Source organism: Cupriavidus sp. YAF13 (genome assembly GCF_052113425.1).
Classification (GTDB): Bacteria; Pseudomonadota; Gammaproteobacteria; order Burkholderiales; family Burkholderiaceae; genus Cupriavidus.
This window is the reverse complement of the sequence record NZ_JBFRDD010000001.1, coordinates 101,991-117,473: the sequence shown is the minus strand read 5'-3', so window position 1 is coordinate 117,473 and position 15,483 is coordinate 101,991. Positions and strand designations below refer to the sequence as shown.

General features: G+C 64.0%; 15 protein-coding genes. 1 reads left to right on the top strand and 14 read right to left on the bottom strand.

All coding sequences use genetic code 11. The features are described from left to right. Positions 1 to 62: 62 nt before the first annotated feature. From AB4061_RS00825 to AB4061_RS00810, 4 genes are all read right to left on the bottom strand, one after another. Positions 63 to 449 (bottom strand): DUF6527 family protein, encoded by a 387-nt coding sequence (locus AB4061_RS00825; protein WP_441630044.1) that lies wholly within the window; start codon positions 447 to 449, stop codon positions 63 to 65. Further along, positions 446 to 1,030: a glycoside hydrolase family 19 protein gene (locus AB4061_RS00820; protein ID WP_441630042.1), complete on the bottom strand. Its 585-nt coding sequence runs from the start codon at positions 1,028 to 1,030 to the stop codon at positions 446 to 448. Before AB4061_RS00820 ends, AB4061_RS00825 begins: the two co-directional genes overlap by 4 nt. Before the next feature lie 451 nt (positions 1,031 to 1,481). Further along, positions 1,482 to 1,736 (bottom strand): hypothetical protein, encoded by a 255-nt coding sequence (locus AB4061_RS00815; RefSeq protein ID WP_441630040.1) that lies wholly within the window; start codon positions 1,734 to 1,736, stop codon positions 1,482 to 1,484. Positions 1,737 to 1,769: 33 nt separating this feature from the next. Further along, complete coding sequence (locus AB4061_RS00810) at positions 1,770 to 2,180, bottom strand: hypothetical protein (RefSeq protein WP_416048930.1); 411 nt, start codon at positions 2,178 to 2,180, stop codon at positions 1,770 to 1,772. 427 nt (positions 2,181 to 2,607) lie between these two features. Between AB4061_RS00810 and AB4061_RS00805 the strand changes: the two genes are divergently transcribed. Then, positions 2,608 to 4,560 (top strand): acyltransferase family protein, encoded by a 1,953-nt coding sequence (locus tag AB4061_RS00805; protein WP_441630038.1) that lies wholly within the window; start codon positions 2,608 to 2,610, stop codon positions 4,558 to 4,560. 52 nt (positions 4,561 to 4,612) lie between these two features. Here the strand turns inward: AB4061_RS00805 and AB4061_RS00800 are convergent, their stop codons facing one another. From AB4061_RS00800 to AB4061_RS00755, 10 genes are all read right to left on the bottom strand, one after another. Then, a complete protein-coding gene (locus AB4061_RS00800; RefSeq protein ID WP_441630037.1) occupies positions 4,613 to 5,824 on the bottom strand; it encodes a hypothetical protein in 1,212 nt (403 codons plus the stop codon). 341 nt (positions 5,825 to 6,165) lie between these two features. Next, positions 6,166 to 6,354: a hypothetical protein gene (locus AB4061_RS00795; RefSeq protein WP_416048933.1), complete on the bottom strand. Its 189-nt coding sequence runs from the start codon at positions 6,352 to 6,354 to the stop codon at positions 6,166 to 6,168. Positions 6,355 to 6,367: 13 nt separating this feature from the next. After that, a complete protein-coding gene (locus AB4061_RS00790) occupies positions 6,368 to 8,107 on the bottom strand; it encodes a hypothetical protein (RefSeq protein WP_441630035.1) in 1,740 nt (579 codons plus the stop codon). 62 nt (positions 8,108 to 8,169) lie between these two features. Then, a complete protein-coding gene (locus AB4061_RS00785; protein WP_441630033.1) occupies positions 8,170 to 8,838 on the bottom strand; it encodes a hypothetical protein in 669 nt (222 codons plus the stop codon). Further along, positions 8,839 to 9,978 (bottom strand): baseplate J/gp47 family protein, encoded by a 1,140-nt coding sequence (locus tag AB4061_RS00780; RefSeq protein WP_441630031.1) that lies wholly within the window; start codon positions 9,976 to 9,978, stop codon positions 8,839 to 8,841. Position 9,979: 1 nt separating this feature from the next. Further along, positions 9,980 to 10,360: a phage tail protein gene (locus tag AB4061_RS00775; RefSeq protein ID WP_441630029.1), complete on the bottom strand. Its 381-nt coding sequence runs from the start codon at positions 10,358 to 10,360 to the stop codon at positions 9,980 to 9,982. Then, positions 10,357 to 11,022 carry a phage baseplate assembly protein V gene (locus AB4061_RS00770; protein WP_441630027.1) on the bottom strand — a complete coding sequence of 222 codons (666 nt, stop codon included), beginning with the start codon at positions 11,020 to 11,022 and terminating at the stop codon, positions 10,357 to 10,359. Before AB4061_RS00770 ends, AB4061_RS00775 begins: the two co-directional genes overlap by 4 nt. Beyond that, complete coding sequence (locus AB4061_RS00765; protein ID WP_441630025.1) at positions 11,019 to 12,443, bottom strand: hypothetical protein; 1,425 nt, start codon at positions 12,441 to 12,443, stop codon at positions 11,019 to 11,021. The genes AB4061_RS00770 and AB4061_RS00765 overlap by 4 nt, the downstream gene beginning before the upstream one ends. Beyond that, positions 12,440 to 13,405, bottom strand: a complete 966-nt coding sequence (locus AB4061_RS00760; protein WP_441630023.1) for a hypothetical protein — start codon at positions 13,403 to 13,405, stop codon at positions 12,440 to 12,442. The genes AB4061_RS00765 and AB4061_RS00760 overlap by 4 nt, the downstream gene beginning before the upstream one ends. Before the next feature lie 3 nt (positions 13,406 to 13,408). Beyond that, a complete protein-coding gene (locus AB4061_RS00755) occupies positions 13,409 to 15,355 on the bottom strand; it encodes a hypothetical protein (RefSeq protein WP_441630021.1) in 1,947 nt (648 codons plus the stop codon). Positions 15,356 to 15,483 lie beyond the last annotated feature (128 nt).

The window sequence follows — 15,483 nt, the reverse complement described above, 5'->3', positions numbered from 1 at the left end:
CCGCCCAAAGGCGGCTGGCATGAGAGAAAACTTGGAAGACTGAGAGAAAACTTGGCTGGGAGTCAGCAGCCCCAACCCTCAGGGAATTCGGCCAGTGGCACCGTCTGGCCGGCTAGCGCATGCGTGCAGTCGCCCAGGAACTGGATGCGGCCGTCGGTCACGAAGCTGTGACACACCTCGCAATTGAAGGCGCACGGCTCCTCGCCCTTGGCCTTCAGTTCGGCGTTGAAGTCGCACCAGCACCCGCCGCCGTCGTAGCCCTGGACGTGATGACCAGTTCGCACCAGCACAGACGGCGTGAAGGTCGGGCGCTCGACATCGCCGTTCCAGCCCCAACGTGGGCCAGGCCCGTCGCCATGCTGAATCGTGTGGGAAGTGCCGCAGCCCGGGCACCAGAAGGAGAGCCCATTGCCGGGCGAGTCCTGCAAGACCTTCGATAGCGCGCTCATGCGACCCCCAGTATTGTTTTGGCCTTCGCCCAGAAGGCGCGCCTCTCGGCGATACCGTTGATCCCGCCGTTGATGGCCCGCGTCAGCCCCACGAAGTCACCGGCATCGGCAAAGCGGTTCAGGTTGCGGCTGGCCCAGAACCAGCATGCCGAGCGCGCGGCCAACGCGTCGCCCTCGAGCATGGCCGGCGTGGCCTCCAGGTCGAAACCGAGGGCGGCGCCGCATGCCCGGTAGTTCGCGCGCCCCGTGATCTGGATGAGGCCACGGCCCATGAAGCGCTTGCCGTCCCCGGGCTGGATGTTGCCGAGCTCGAATGGCTTCTGATTGCGGCTAGTCTTGTTCGCCGGCGGCCACGGCGCCGACAGGTCGCGCTCGTAGCGCATCTGGACCGGCGTTGGCCCCCACAGCTCACGGGTCAGCGAGAAGCCCAGCGACTCGTGGCCGGTCTGCGCGATCCACGCGGCCACGCGAGCCGGCGACAGGATCCCGAACTCGAACAGCGCGGGTTCGACCTGTGGCCACCAGCGCGCGGCGAGCGCCGGCGATAGGCCAGCGGCAGCCCGGAAGATTTGTAGGTCCATGCGGACTCCGAAATAGAAAAAGCCCGCGCGCGGCGGGCTGTGAATGATCTGGTGCCTCTGATCTTGAGATGCTAGGACGCTCAGAATATCCCCCGTTGGAGGGGAGCGATTTCCGAGCAATCGGCGCATCATTCGAGCCGCCGACCTCGGACACTTTGGGATGTAGCGTGGCCCCAGGGCCGTCCACGGCCCCAGATTCGATAGCCTCAGTTGCCGATATGACTCAACTCGCCTGCCTCTTCGCTTTCCAGTTGCTCTGGATCTTCCCTCTTCGCCGGATCTTTGCGCGGACACATCTGCCAACGTCGATCGCTTTTCTCGCAATCTTTCCCGCCCTAGGGCCGCTAATCTGTGCGTGGATCCTGGCTATACGCCCCTGGCCCATTCGGCGACGAGTGGCTGATTCATATCGGTGATCGGTAGGTAACTACCGTCCGGCACGCTGCCTGCATCAAGCCCACACCCGATACGGCGACCCCGGCTCAGGCGCGACGACAATGCTCCCCTGCGCCGCCGCCTCGCCGGCGGTCAACGGGCGCTCCAGCCGCAGGTTCACGTGCCAGCCGGGCACGGCCACCGGCGGCGTGAGCACGTTGCCAGCGGCATCCCACTCGCCGCCCTCATAGATCGTGCCTATAGTCAGTAGTTTGACGCCAGCGGCAAGCACACGCCGCAGCTCGCGACGCTCATCGCTGCGCTCAATCAACAGGGGCGCAGCCGCGCGGCGATGACCAGAGCATCAACCATGATTGCCCCCCGTCACCGCGTCACGCACTTCCCCCGCCACCTCGGCCAGGTCCTTGTCGCGCCGACGCTCGATGAAGTTGAACAGCCAGCGCACGATGGCCCAGCCTGGCAGGCCGCAGGCAAATACGACGCCGAACAGCGCCACCAGACCGATGTAGTCGTGCGTCCAGGCCTGCAGCCCGAACTTCTGCACGACGGCCGCGCCGCCGGCCACGCTGGAAACGACGGTAGAGATCAGCCCTACCGCCCACTCTCTTGGGCTTCGTGGAGTCATCATCATCATCACTACAAGAGCGGCAAGACCGGATGCGCCAGCGGCGACCGCCGCTGGGCCGCCGAAGGCTTTGAAAGCAGCGGCGCCCGCCGCGCCGGCTGCGGCACCGCCGCTGATTGGTTCGGACATTTGTGACCCCGGAAATGAAGAAGCCACCCGAAGGTGGCTTTGTGCGCGGAAGACCGCACGTGGAATGAAGAGGCATGCACTTGGTCCGCCCCTGAATATTTCTAAGCGTTGGCCGACAACAACAAGAGAATTAGGCAACTCCTATATCAGATCTTCATATGTTTAAATTGGCAGCACGCAGCGTTGCTGCACCACTTATGCGCACGCTGCGCGAAACCGGAATGGGCACCCCGCACAATCCGGTTTTTTTTTTGCCTTTTCAACCCGCGCACGGCGGGCATGAAAAAAGCCACCCGAAGGTGGCCGTGAGTTCAAACAACGAAGGATTGACGGTGGTGCCCAATAGATCATGCAGGCACTTGTAGCCGGAGGCGGGCCGGTTCTGCCGTAGAATCTCGGCTCAAAACTAGAAACCACTGCCAGAAAAATGCGCATCGAAGCCAGTACGCCGGGCCCCGTACTCAGCACCCCACAGAGCCATAAGGATTACCGCGCAGACATTGATGGGCTTCGTGCCGTCGCCGCTTGCTCTATCGTGCTGTTCCACGCTTTCCCCCAAGCGCTTCGCGGGGGATTCGTTGGGGTTGACATCTTCTTCGTCATTTCCGGCTACCTGATTGGGAAAATCATCCTGCAAGGCGTTGCCACCGGCACGTTCCGTTTTTCGCACTTCTATGCCAGGCGCATACGCCGCATTTTCCCAGCGCTGACGCTAGTGCTGATAGCGTGCTTCGCGTTCGGCTGGTCTAGCCTTATGCCCGCCGAGCTCAAAGAACTTGGCAAGCATTTGGCATCGGGTGCCGGATTCGTGTCTAACTTCGCCCTATGGAGCGAAGCCGGCTACTTCGACCCGGCCGCCGAGGTGAAGCCGCTTCTGCACCTCTGGTCCCTCGGCATCGAAGAACAGTTCTACATCTTCTGGCCTTTGATTCTCTGGCTGTGCTGGCGCGCCCGCGTGAATGCGCTGATCCCGATCACCGTGGTCTGCGCTGCGTCTTTTGCACTCAACATACTGACGATTCACAGTGACCCAACGGCCGCCTTCTACTCTCCGCTGAGCCGCATATGGGAACTGCTGATTGGCACGCTGCTGGCGTACCAGCACCTCAACAAGGGCTCATTCTTCCCTGGGCACGGAAACGCGAAGTCAATCCTGGGCGCGCTCTTAGTCGGCCTCACAATTGTGCTGCTGAAGCAAGACGTAGCGTTCCCCGGCTGGTGGGCGTTGCTGCCCACGCTTGGCACGTATCTGCTGATCGACGCCGGGCCCAATGCATGGCTGAACCGAAAGATCCTGTCCGCCAAGCCGATGCTGTGGTTCGGCGCCATCAGCTTTCCGCTCTACCTGTGGCACTGGCCCCTTCTGTCTTTTGCACGCATCCTTGAGCTCGGCACGCCACCCATCACAATGCGCATCGCCGCGGTACTCGCCAGCGTCGCGCTGGCTTGGCTGACGTATCGGCTGGTGGAAAGCCCCCTCCGTTTCGGCGGCCGCAGTCGCGCAAAGCTGGCTGGACTGTGCGGAACGGCGGCGCTGGCCGGTTGCGTGGGCTACATCACGTTCGCCCACGACGGTATCCCATCGCGGTTCCCGGAAGAGGTGAGGCACATTGCGGACTTCAAGTACAACTACGCGATCGACGCGCGCACTTCCAAGTGCTGGCTGGCTGCCGAGAATGCATTCGATGGGTTCAGCGAAGAATGCATACAGGCACCGCAGGTGCCCGGTGGCCGCTCGATTTTCGTCTGGGGCGACTCGCACGCTGCGCGGCTCTATCCCGGCTTGCGCAAGCTTCTCGGCGATGACTACGCCATATCACAATTCACACGTGATTCGTGCCCCCCAATCCTGAACTTCAGGTATGAATCCTGCGCCCGAAGCAACGAATACGCGCTCGCGACAATCCGGCGCACACAGCCACAGATGGTGATTCTCTTTGCCGTGTGGAACCACTACCAGGACAACTGGGACGTCGATTCGCCCGCGCGGCAAGGTCTACACGCGGCAATCACAGCGCTCAAGAGCGCCGGCATCAAACAGATAGTCGTCCTTGGGCCAGCGCCGCGCTGGAAGGATATGCTGCCCAAGCTGGTCTACCAGGACTGGAAGCAAAGCTATCCCGCGCGCAGGATTCCAGAGCGGCTCGCGACCAATCTGGACCCGACCTCCTTCACCGTCGACGCTCAAATGAAGAAGGCGATGGGTTCGGAGGGCGTCCGGTTCGTCTCCATCGTGCAGTACCTCTGCACAACAGGTGGCTGCCTGACGCATGTCCCGAATGAACCCGATGCGCTGCTGAGCTGGGACTACGGGCACCTGACCACAGAGGGGGCAACCTTCGTAGCCCAACACCTGGCCGACCAGGGGGCTTTGCCATAGGCGAGCCCCAACGGCCGGAACCGCGCAACTGGCGCTGTCAGGTCGGCGCTCGCTATTGCATGGGCACGGCCGGGTTGTACTCCGTCGGCTTGACACGGCCGCCAATGGCGGCCGCAGTCCCCGAGAGTGGGCATCGGTACAAGCGAGCAGACCCATTCTCGATCCAGAGCCCGTATGGGGACATTGCGCCAACCGCCTGTACGTGGTCTAGCCACGCATCGCCCTCAGTCCATAGATTGGCGTAAAAGCGCGCGGGTGTGGGCTGAGGCGAAAGAACGCTGGATGCATTTCCTAGCTTGGAGCCAACCATCCACGTCTTACTGCCGTGGCCAGTGTCAGCGATGTTCTGCCCGTAGTTCCCCTCATAGACCCCGTTGATCCTGCACACCCTGGTGCTGCCGTGGCCGCTACTTCCCTGACAGTTCCGTACGCCAGTGAACTTGCGATACTGGATGACGCCGTTCAGCCGGCCAATGCAATCGATCTCGACAACTTCTGATGATCGCCCGGCATCATCATCGTTGTAGTTGAGCCCATCCCCGTTGAGACTGCGTTCGGTGAGGCAGTTCTGCAGGTAGATCTCGCCACCTTTCACCTGTAGGTTGTGGTACCCCAGATACTGAAGGCGGCAGTCCTTTGCGTACACGATGGGGCGGATGCCATTCTGGGGGATTACGGAGAGCTGATTGTCGCCCCGTATCGCAATGCCCTCCAAGTAGAGCTTGGCGCCGTAGATCAGATGGTCAGCCGGGCGCTCATACATGATCTCGACCCGGCCGAGCTCAGCCGTCTTGGTGAAATCCCGGTTCTCGTGCCGCAGGTAGATTCGTTTGGTGCTGGGGTTCTGGCTCCAGCCTGATCCAACGGCGTTGACTTCGGCCGCCGTCGCGTACCACTGCAGTTGTACTTCGCGGTCCTGCTCGTGGAAAACGATGTGCGACACGAATTCGCCACCCGGCGGCACCGCATCAAAGAGCGTCGATGTAGGGTAGCCGCTGTGCCACTCCATCTGACCCGGCTGGGCGCCTGGCGCGCGCCACGTCACTGAGCCAGGACCGCCCCAAGCCTTGATGTGCACCGCACGCGCAATCGACCCATTGCCTATCATGTTTTGCGAAGCGCGAAGATCAAGTCGATCCGTATACGTGCCTGGCTTGAGCCAAATACAGCCTAGCGACGGAGTGTTTGTCATAGCCGCGCCGACTGACCGGTAGGGGTGGCTCTGGCCGCCCTTGTTGGAGTCAGAGCCGTTGACGGGGTCCACCCATACCTCCGTCGCCCCCTGTTCGGACCTGAACCGCTGGTCGAAGAGCGCCTGCAGATCGATGTCATGCCGAGCGCGGCCAGGCCCAGCGCATCCGAGAATGCTTCCCGGCACGTACTCAAATCCGACCGGGCGCACTCGATGCAAGCGATTGACACTTAGCGACCGAATGCCAACGCCGCCGACTAGCAAGCTAGCACCCCAGATGCTGGCTATGAGCCGTCTTCTGCTTTTGTCCAATTTCCTTCCCCGAATTGCTTGGATCTTTATCCCTTCGCATTCTAAACCCTCACGCTAACGGCGCCGCTCGGCTTGGTGCCGTAGAGAACCACCGGCACAACTCAGGCGCCAGACGCGACCATGAACTGCCGCGACATCTCGGGAAGCGAGTCGTAATAGGCGGCATACCTCGGATCATCACTCGGAACCCGGCCCAAGTTCGACCATGCGGCCGGGTCCTGCGGGGCACCAAACACGGAGACCACCGTGGCTTCCGATGCGTCCAAAAACTGCACGCAAATGTCTTTCATCGCACGCCTCTCGTTAGAAATCGTATGCCATAACGGAAATGCTGAACGTCGCGATGCCGCCTGTAGTCTGCGCCGTGTAGTAGACCGTCTGGGGGACAACGATGTCGATCTCCACCATGCCAATGGTGCTCACGCCGGCCAACGAGGCGGCGGCGCCGAAGTATGCCGACCCCAACGCCGAGGCGGCGCTTGAAAGGGACATGTTCTGCGCCGTTCCGACGGTATTGCATAGGGCGCTTAACCAGCCCCTGACATGCCTTGCATTCTTCGGGACCGCCCCCGCAAGGGACAGCGGCGTGAGCGATGCCTGTTGAGCGCTGGAACTGAGAACCCCCGTCGTGGGGATCAGAACCCTACGACCGATCATGCTTGCCGAGACCAACTTCCCGGCGCCGTCGGTCGGCCACACGGCAACAAGCGCCGACGCCGTGTAGCCGGCTGGCATGTTTGCGCCACCATAGACATCAGGCAGCAGCACGCTAGTCGCATCGCGCCCCAAAAGCGCACGGCTGTTGGTGGTAGGGTTGTAGATCTCGTAGATCCCCACGTAGCCATTGGCGGGCGGGGTCCCGCCGTCCATGCCGCCTGCGCCGGTGGTGGCCAGGTTGATCGTCTGATTGACCCCGGCGAGGCAGTATCGTGCCCCACCGAGCGCCGATTCGACAATCAGCTCGTCGGCTGTGAACGTGGCCGTCGAGGACGCGGCTGCGACCAGCATCTGGGCGTTGCGCGCCGACCCCACGATACCGGACGCCTGGGTGAGCTGCACCGCATGCTGTGGCTGTGTCGCAGGCGCAACCTGCAGCGCGCCACCGGTGCATTCCAGTAGCACAAACGAACTGATGTCCGCGCGCCAGACGACCTGAGCCTTGCCGCCGGCGACGATCTCGCCGCCCTGCAGCGCGCTGTGCGCGCCACCGACCATCGGCTGCGCGCCCAAGCCGTTGACGTTCAGCGTCGAGGCGCCATTGTTTGCCGTCTTGGCCTTGAACCACAGCACCATTCCGTCGGTCAGCGTGGTGATCGGCGGCGAGTAGCTGACGGCATAGGCATTGGCCGTGCCGGTGTCCACTGCCGTCGTCAGCGCATTCTGCTGGATCGCATGCAGCAGGTCCGCCGGCAGGATTGGCGCGTTGGGCGCTTGGGCGATGCTGGTCGACGTGATGGTGGTCTGGCCGTTGGCGACCGTCACCACCCACAGGCCAGAGTAGCCTGCATCCGGCGCGGGCGTCGTCTGCGTGCCAGTGGTGGCCGCCACGCCGGCCTTCACCTGGATGCTAACGATGCCCTTGCGTGCGGTTGCCTGCTGGGCGCCGCTGCCGCCCGGGCCGGACCAGGCCTGCGTGGGGTTGCTGGCGTTGTAGTACGGCAGCGTGATCAGGCCGGTATCCGAGTCCTGATATGCCGCTTGGATCAGGTAGTTCACGCTCTGGCCGGCGGTGGCCGGCGCGGGGCAGCTCAGCGTGACGGGGTCGAGGGAAATGCCCTGCTTCAGGATGCTGTGCGCGGTGTCCGCCGGCAGCGACGAGTAGGCCGTCGCGTCGATGTTGGCAAGGCTGTAGATCTCCCCGGGGTTCACGACGACCTGCAACGAGGCCGGGCCGGTCGGCACGCAGCCGAGGCCACTCACCACGGTGGCGGTACCCAGCATCGCAGCGGCCATCTTGGCCAGCGCGACCATGGCGTACTTGTTGGTGTTGAGCAGATCCGTCTCGAGGGGGATCTGGCCGGGGTAGACGATCTGGCGGTCCATTTAGGCTCCGGAAATGAGAGCGGCGCCCGTAGGCGCCGCAAAGCAAAGCTGTGAAGGTAGGGTTAGCTGCTGATCCGCGTCCACACGATCGTGGCCACCGGCTTGACGCTGTCGATCGCGGCGTAGATGTCTGCGTCGGTCACGCCCCCCTGGATCATTGAGAGAGAGGCGTAGGCGGCGCGGGAGGCCTGCGAATAGCCCCCGGTCGAGATGCCGTAGCCGGCAATGACTGGAATCCCCGTGCCGGCCGGGCGAAACGCTGTCACGAAGGCCTGGAATGGCATCAGCATCGAGCCGTACGCCCCGGCCACGCCGTACCCGATCAGAGGACCGCCGTATGCGCCAGTGTCCGCCGGCCGCGTCGGCTCGATCACCACCGGCGTGCGGCCCGTCAGGTCCTGCAGTACCCGGATCAGGCCCGCGCGCGTCGCTCGCTCGCGGAACAGGTTGATCAGGATCCGCGCCCGAAACGAGTCATCCGACTGGTTTGCCGCGCGCAGCAGCGCCGAGCCGAAGAAGTCAGCTGCGATCATGTCGAGCCAGCCGTCGGTGGCGGACTTGATTCGCGTCTGCAGGCGGGCGTAGCTCAGCAGGCTGTAGATAAAGGCGCTGGTGTAGGCCAGACCCTGCAGCAGGCCGGTAATGACTGGGGATTGACTCTCATCGGGGAACCAGCGCGGCAGGTAGCCCCGCAGCCGGCGGTGGACATCGTTTTGATCGCCGACTGCCATTTATGCCACCGAGATCGTAGAGGCCTTGACAGTCTGCTTGGCCGTGGCCACCAGGTCAGCCGTGCCGCCATTCAGAGTAACGCCCGTCACGTTGGTGACCCCCGGCGAGGCATCATAGGCCACCTGTGCCAGCCGGCTATAGGGCAGCGTCATGGTCTGCGCCACCACGTCGCGCGGCAGCGCGTTGATGTAGTTCGCCAGGGCCGTCGCAACGAGCTGCCGCGTGGCAGCGCCGTCGTAGCCGGCACCAACCGTGCACGTCATCGCCACCGAGGCATTCACCAGCGCCGGCGCGAACACACCGAAGCTGCTACACAGCGGCCGCACTGCGTCGATCGCGTTCGCCACGGTGGCGAGGAACGTGCTGCCGGGCGCGCCGGTGCCGTCATCTACCACCACATAGAAGTAACCCATCTGCACCGCGCCGGCGTACGTCTGGTTCTCGACCAGCGCGTACGTGACGCCCTGCTTGAGGGACGTGATGGCGTAGCCTACGGCGTCCTTTGTGGCCTTGGACAGGCTGCGGATGTAAGCGATGAAGCGCGTGCGCAAGGCTGGGTCCGATTCAGCGTCAGCGCCGTTGGCAAAGCTGGCGCCGTTCGTGACGGTATCCACGCCCGAAATCGCCCCGGCAATCACCGAGACCGCCCCGATTACAGCGTTGCCGGCCGCGCCGGCCAGCACCGCCAGGACGGGCACACTCACGCTAGGCGTGCCCGCCACCAACACAAAGCCGCCCAGCGTGGCGCTGTAGGCCGGATTGGTCGTGTCGGCGACGACAGCGTACTGCTGCGTGCCGTCGCCCGTCTGGACTGTGGCGCCGACCGGCACCACGGCCTGCTGCGTCGCGGTGAAGCGAGAGAATGTGACTTGCCCGGTCGCGTAGGTGGCCGGCAGCCGGCTCACGCCGAAGTCGGCCACCCAGCTGTCCAGGTCGGCACCGCTGGACGTAGCCGCACGCGTGATCGCCAGGACCTGCATGATTAGGCTTTCGAGCCAGACCGTCACCGCGGCGTTCGCCTCCACAACCGCACGCAGGATCGACCCGATCGTGAGATCGAGCAGGACGCTCGCATAGCCCTGAATGGCCGTCACGCTCTCGCGCACCAGCGTGGTGAAGTCCTTCGTGGAAATGGCCATGTCAGCGGTTCACGTCAAAGCTGAGGGTTACCGGCTTGCGCGTGGTCGCGCTGGTGTACCGGACGGTCACGGCGAAGCCGGAATTGATCTGCTGCAGGTCCACCTCGGGCTCGGGCTGCCGGGCAACCGCGTCTTCCATCAGGACCTGGCCGCGGATGAGCGCGCGCAGCGCAGGCAGATCGGCGTTCTGGCCAATCTTGGCCGGCAGGCCCGCACCGTATTCGGGGTGGAAGATGTACTCGCCTGGGTTGGTGACCAATCGGCGCACGATGCGTTGCTGTGTGCGCGTGTCACCGCTGGCCTGTCCGAGATCGCCGGTCGGCGAGACGCCAAGGTCGTTCCCGACCCAGTGGTCGACGTCGTTGAGAAGCTGCTGGGTCATACCGGTGTGCCTGTGTTGGCGCCGCCGTTGCCGTTGCTATGGCGGTGCGTGCTGCCGATGTCGACGCCGTTGTTGTGGATGGTGCCGGTGGTGTCCAGGTTGCCGGTCACCGTCGAGGTGGCGCCCGAACCGTTGTCCCCCGAGATGTCCATGCCGCCCTGCCCGGTGATGGTCTGTTCGACCAGCAGCGTGTTGTCCATCTGCACGGGCCCGACGAAGTGGTGCAACTGGGCGGTGTACTTGGCCGTGGTCTGAGCCACCACCTCGACGGTGCCGTCGTTCTTGAACCGCAGCGCCGACCCGGATTGATGGACGATCCAGAACTCGCCGGACGGCGCGCCGGGTGGCCGCGCCGCGTCGCTGTACAGCCGCCCGCACACGTAGCCAGTCTCGATTTCGCCCCCAAAGAACTTCACCTCAACCTGGTCRCCAGGGCTGGGCGGCGCGTCCAGGCCCCAGGTATTGCCGACCCATGGCGAGGCGACAGGCAGCCAGCCTGTCAGGGTACGGTCGGGGAAGTCCGGGTCGGCGGGTTCCAGGCGGACCTTTGCTGAAGCGTTACTGGGGTCGTAGCTGGTGACGATGCCGACGCAGCATTCCGCCCGCCCGGCCTGCGCCAGCTCGGCAGCAAGGGCCATCTGGTTGCGAAAGCGCTGCATCATAGGGGCGGCACCGAGTCGGGATTGTGGTTCTTGGCCGAGATGTCCATCACGTAGCCCTCTTCCAGGCTCATCTGGCGCGTGATGCCGTCCACGTAGTAGTCCTGATCGAAGGCGGTCCCGGTGCCGTTCAGGCGCACCAGGGTGGTCTGCGTCAGCACGTTGTCGGCCGGCAGCCGCGCGCGCAACTTCATCTCGTGCTGCGTGATCTCGCGGTGCGTCTTCTCGGCAAGCTTGTTGGCCCGGTCCTGATCCAGGCCGCCGCGGTTGATCGTGTAGATCTGCTGGTTTCCAAAGGGCGACGCCTTGCCCGGTTGGATTGTCTTGCCGCGGCTCGGGTAATAGGCCGTGATCCTGTTACCCGGCTTCAAGTGCCAGGACCGCACCACCACTGTGACGCCCTTCGCAACCGTCAGGCTTCGCGAAAGCCGCAGATCCCGCACGTTGGCCGAAGGGTTCCCTTGGCCATCCACAACCCAGCGCAGCTCATAGACGTTGGAAGGCCCACCCACTGGCGCGGACGAGATGCCGCTGAGTTGCTCGTTCAGGTCGTGGTAGCGCTTCTTGTACAGCCCGCGCGCCCTATCCAGGGTTGCGGTCGCCTCTGCCACCTTTGCCAGCCCCGCTTGCTGCGCGGCTGCGGCCGCTGCATCGTCGCCAGCGGCCACCGCGGCATCCTTCGCATCGGAATCGGCCAGCGCCGCCTTGTTCAAGGCCTTCGCCTTCTCCTGCTCGGCCCGCCACGCTGCCGACACCTCATCGAACTCCTTCTGTAGGGCGGCCTTGTCCTCTGGCACCACTGGCAGCGTGTCTTCCTGCCGCGGCTCGAAATGCAGCTCCTGCCCCTTCACGTAGCAGATGAACCCCTCTTCCGACGCCAACCACGTGAGCAAGTCCCACTCGCTGCGCTGGTCGACCATTCGCACGTGGTCATAGGCATACAGGCTGCCGGCCTTTGTCGTCGTCGCTGCCACGACTGGCGTCAGGCCGTGCGCCTGTGCCAGCTGGATTGCGATCTCCGACGAAGTCAGGTTCTGGTACTGCATGGACGTCTTGGCGTCGATGAACGCCGCTGTCAGGTCGCGCCCGGTCAGCACCAGGGTGGTAGCGACCGGGTCATAGTCAAGGTCGTCCACCCGTCCATAAATAAGGCTTTGCAGGTCGGACTCGCTGAAGTTGGACGGATCGCCCGGGAAGCCGGCAAAGATCTCGACGAACGCTTCCTTCTGAGCCGCAAACCACGCCGCGTTGGTCTCGGCGGGCAGCGCGGTCACCGCGAACGACACGCGGAACGTGTCGGCCTGGTAGAACGTGTTGTTGTCCACTGACCAGTCGATCCAGGCATCCACGCGCACGCCGGCGACCTTGACGATGCCGCGCGGCTGCCGGGAAGTGGCCTGCACAGGGAGTTCGTTCAGGCTCATGAGTTCACCAGTCCGCCAACCTGGTCCTTGGAAGGCGGAATCGTCACCGTCTGGACCGAGGGCGGCAGTTGCGGATCCCCGCCGAGTTGCGGGTTGGCCTTCGCCAGCCCCGTCCAGGCCATGGCGTCGCCCCACTCTTTGGCGGCCATGTCCATAAGGTTGCCGCCGGCTACAGTGACCTGCTTCGCGCTGGCGTAGATCGATCCGACGTTCAACTGCACCCGGCCCATGACGCGATCGAGTTGGATCAGCGCCGGCAGCTGCTGCGCCGCCAGGATCTGGCCCGAAATCGTCTGCACCTGGCGTGCAATGGGGTTGTTCGGCAGGATGCCGCCGAGCGTGGTCACGTTGACCAGCGTGTTGTTCACCTGCGCGACGATGCTCTGCGCCTCATTGCGCAGGGCCGCGATCGGCTGCAGCACACTATTTAATGTGGACTGCGCCGCGTTGGCGAAGCTCGACACGTTGCTGACGGCGTTCTTCACGGTGCCCATGATGCTCGACAGCGAGATATTGCCGATACCCGAGACCAGGCTGTCGGCCGAGGCGATGTCTCCGTTGATCAGACTATCGATGCTGGGACCGCCCTTGCCGGCGGTGGAGAGTGTGAGGTCTTCCACCACCTCGCAAGTGATGTGGTACGGGATCTGGTAGAAGCGCTCGAAGTCCGCCCGGAATTCCCGGACCAGCACGGCGTACACCAGCTCAGACCATTTGAGGACCACCGGCGCCCCCGCCACCCGCATCCCATCGAGCGCCCGCGCGCGCGCCAACGCCTTCGGACCGCGCAACCAGCCCGACCACTCTGGTGGCGCAGAAAACGCGCCCATGGCGTCCACGACCTTCACGCCGCCCACCAGACGGTGGACCGCCAGCTGCTGCTCGCCACCAAACGGGATCTTCTCGGGGACCTCTTCGCGATCAAACTGGAAGTCGCCGAGCTGCATGACAAAGTCGGTCATGGCTTATCTCAGTGCTGGCGGGCGCATGCCCATGCCGGTGTCGAAGGTGCCGGGGCCGGTCTGGGGTCGAGCGAGGTCCCGGGCTTGGTGGAAGCTGGTGGCTTCGGCCAGCACCCGACTGTCCAGCTTGATCGCAGTATTTACCTGGACCATCTGCGGCGCAGGGGTGCCGATTGGATCCGCCTTGGCCAGTCGGCGGTCGTTCTGGTCGCTGACATCGGGTGAGAGGTACGCCTTTATCGCCCGATAGCCCCAGCCGATCGCCCCGCCGGTGCCGATGGCACGCGGATCGAGAGAGAACGGACTGCCCGCGGCCTGAAGCTTCTCGCTCAGCCCAGCGTTCTTCTGCCCCCAGTCGTTCACCGAACGGAAGAAGTCGGCGCCTGTGTTCAGCAGCTTGGTGACCGTGGGCAGAATGCCTTTACCCATCTCTGACTTCATTGATTCCCACGCGGCGATAAAGTCCGCCTCGGCGCCTGGCGCAGTTTCCTTCGCTTCCTTGATCGTGCCCTCGACACCCTTGGCATTCTTCACCAGCTTCGCATCGCGCAGTGCCTGCGCCTGCTGCGTAGTAAAGTTGGCGCCCATGTTCGACCCCTGCCGGTTCGAAAGAATTTGGTTCACAAAGGCGATCACCTCGGAATCGGATTTGGCGCCGGCCTTCTTCGCAGCACCAGTGGCGTAGGTCATCAGCCATTGCGCAGGATCCTCGCGCAGCATCTTCTCGTCGACGATGTTCTTCAGCGCCATCGACTTGATGGTCTTCCCACCCACGCTGCCGCTAGTCACCTCGGTGAGCTCGGCCAGGCCGGCGTCAGCGAGCGCGGCCATGGTCTTCTTCGGCGTGCGCCCGGCGACCAGGTTCTGATACATCGACATCAGCGCCGTACCGGTGCGAGAACCGCCCTGCTCTTGGGCTAGCGTGGCCAGGTTCATGATCCCCTGGTCACTCAGCCCCTTGAACGCCGCGCCGCCCGTCTTGGCCATGGCCTCCAGGTCGGTGAACTTGAGCGCACCGCCAGAGCCGGTCACCATGCGCTGGGCAAGATCCAGCCCGCGCATGAACTCTTCCTTGTTGTTGGTCAGGCCGCGCATGTCGTTGAAGCGCATGACCGCGCGCACCGCCCCCTCGTCAAGGCTGCCCACCTTGCCGCTGAACAGCACGGAGTTGGCTGCGTTCAGGGCCGCCAGCGTCGGCGCGACCTGCTTGGCAACATCCAGATTGCCGAACATGCCCACGGATTCCCGAAGGGTTTCCATCAGCGTGGCGCTGGACGTGCCGAAGACCTTAGTGCCGCGGGCAAACTTGTCCGCGTCCTTGTTGACTTCATCGCCCAGGTTCATGGTCCTGAATCGAGCGGCGGCCAGCTGGTATTCCTTGCCCGCGTCGTACAGGGCCTTCGTCACGTACAGGCCCGCGAAGCCGGCCGCCACAGGCGCCAGCGCGCCGCCGGGCAGCCCCATGCCGACTGCGCCCACCCCGAAACCACCCGAGCCGACATGCACGTTACCGCCGTGCCCGCCAAAGCCGCCCCCGCCACCGGCAGCGCCACCAGCCCCACCGGCGCCTTGGCGCCTCGGCGGAATTGGATTGAAGCCTACCGGCCCAGGGGGAACGGGTGGCCGGCGCCCGCCACCCCCACCACCTGGACCGAACTGCCCAATAAAGGCCGACCGCGAGGCCGCGACGCCAGCGGCGTGCACGGCATTCATGCTGCGCGCGAGCTGTGCGGCCTCGGTATTGGCCCGACCCATGTTGTTCGCCATGGTGCCGCTGGCGCGTGCGATGCCGCGGATACCTGCCACGTGGCTGTCCATCTGGGCCAGATGCCGGTTCACGTTGGCCGCCAGCGCGTCGACTTTCCGGAATTCGGAGGCGAGTTTGAGCAGCTGCGGAGCGATGAGGTCGTTCAGGACCAGGGTGGCGCCGATCTTATAAACGTCGATCATGGTGGCCTATACTTATCATTCCAGAGTCCGTTGCCGAACCCATGCACTCGCTGAAGATCCGCATTCACAAGTGGCTAGCAGAGCACACTTCATGGATGCAATACCCTGGCGTGCGACAAGAATTGGTG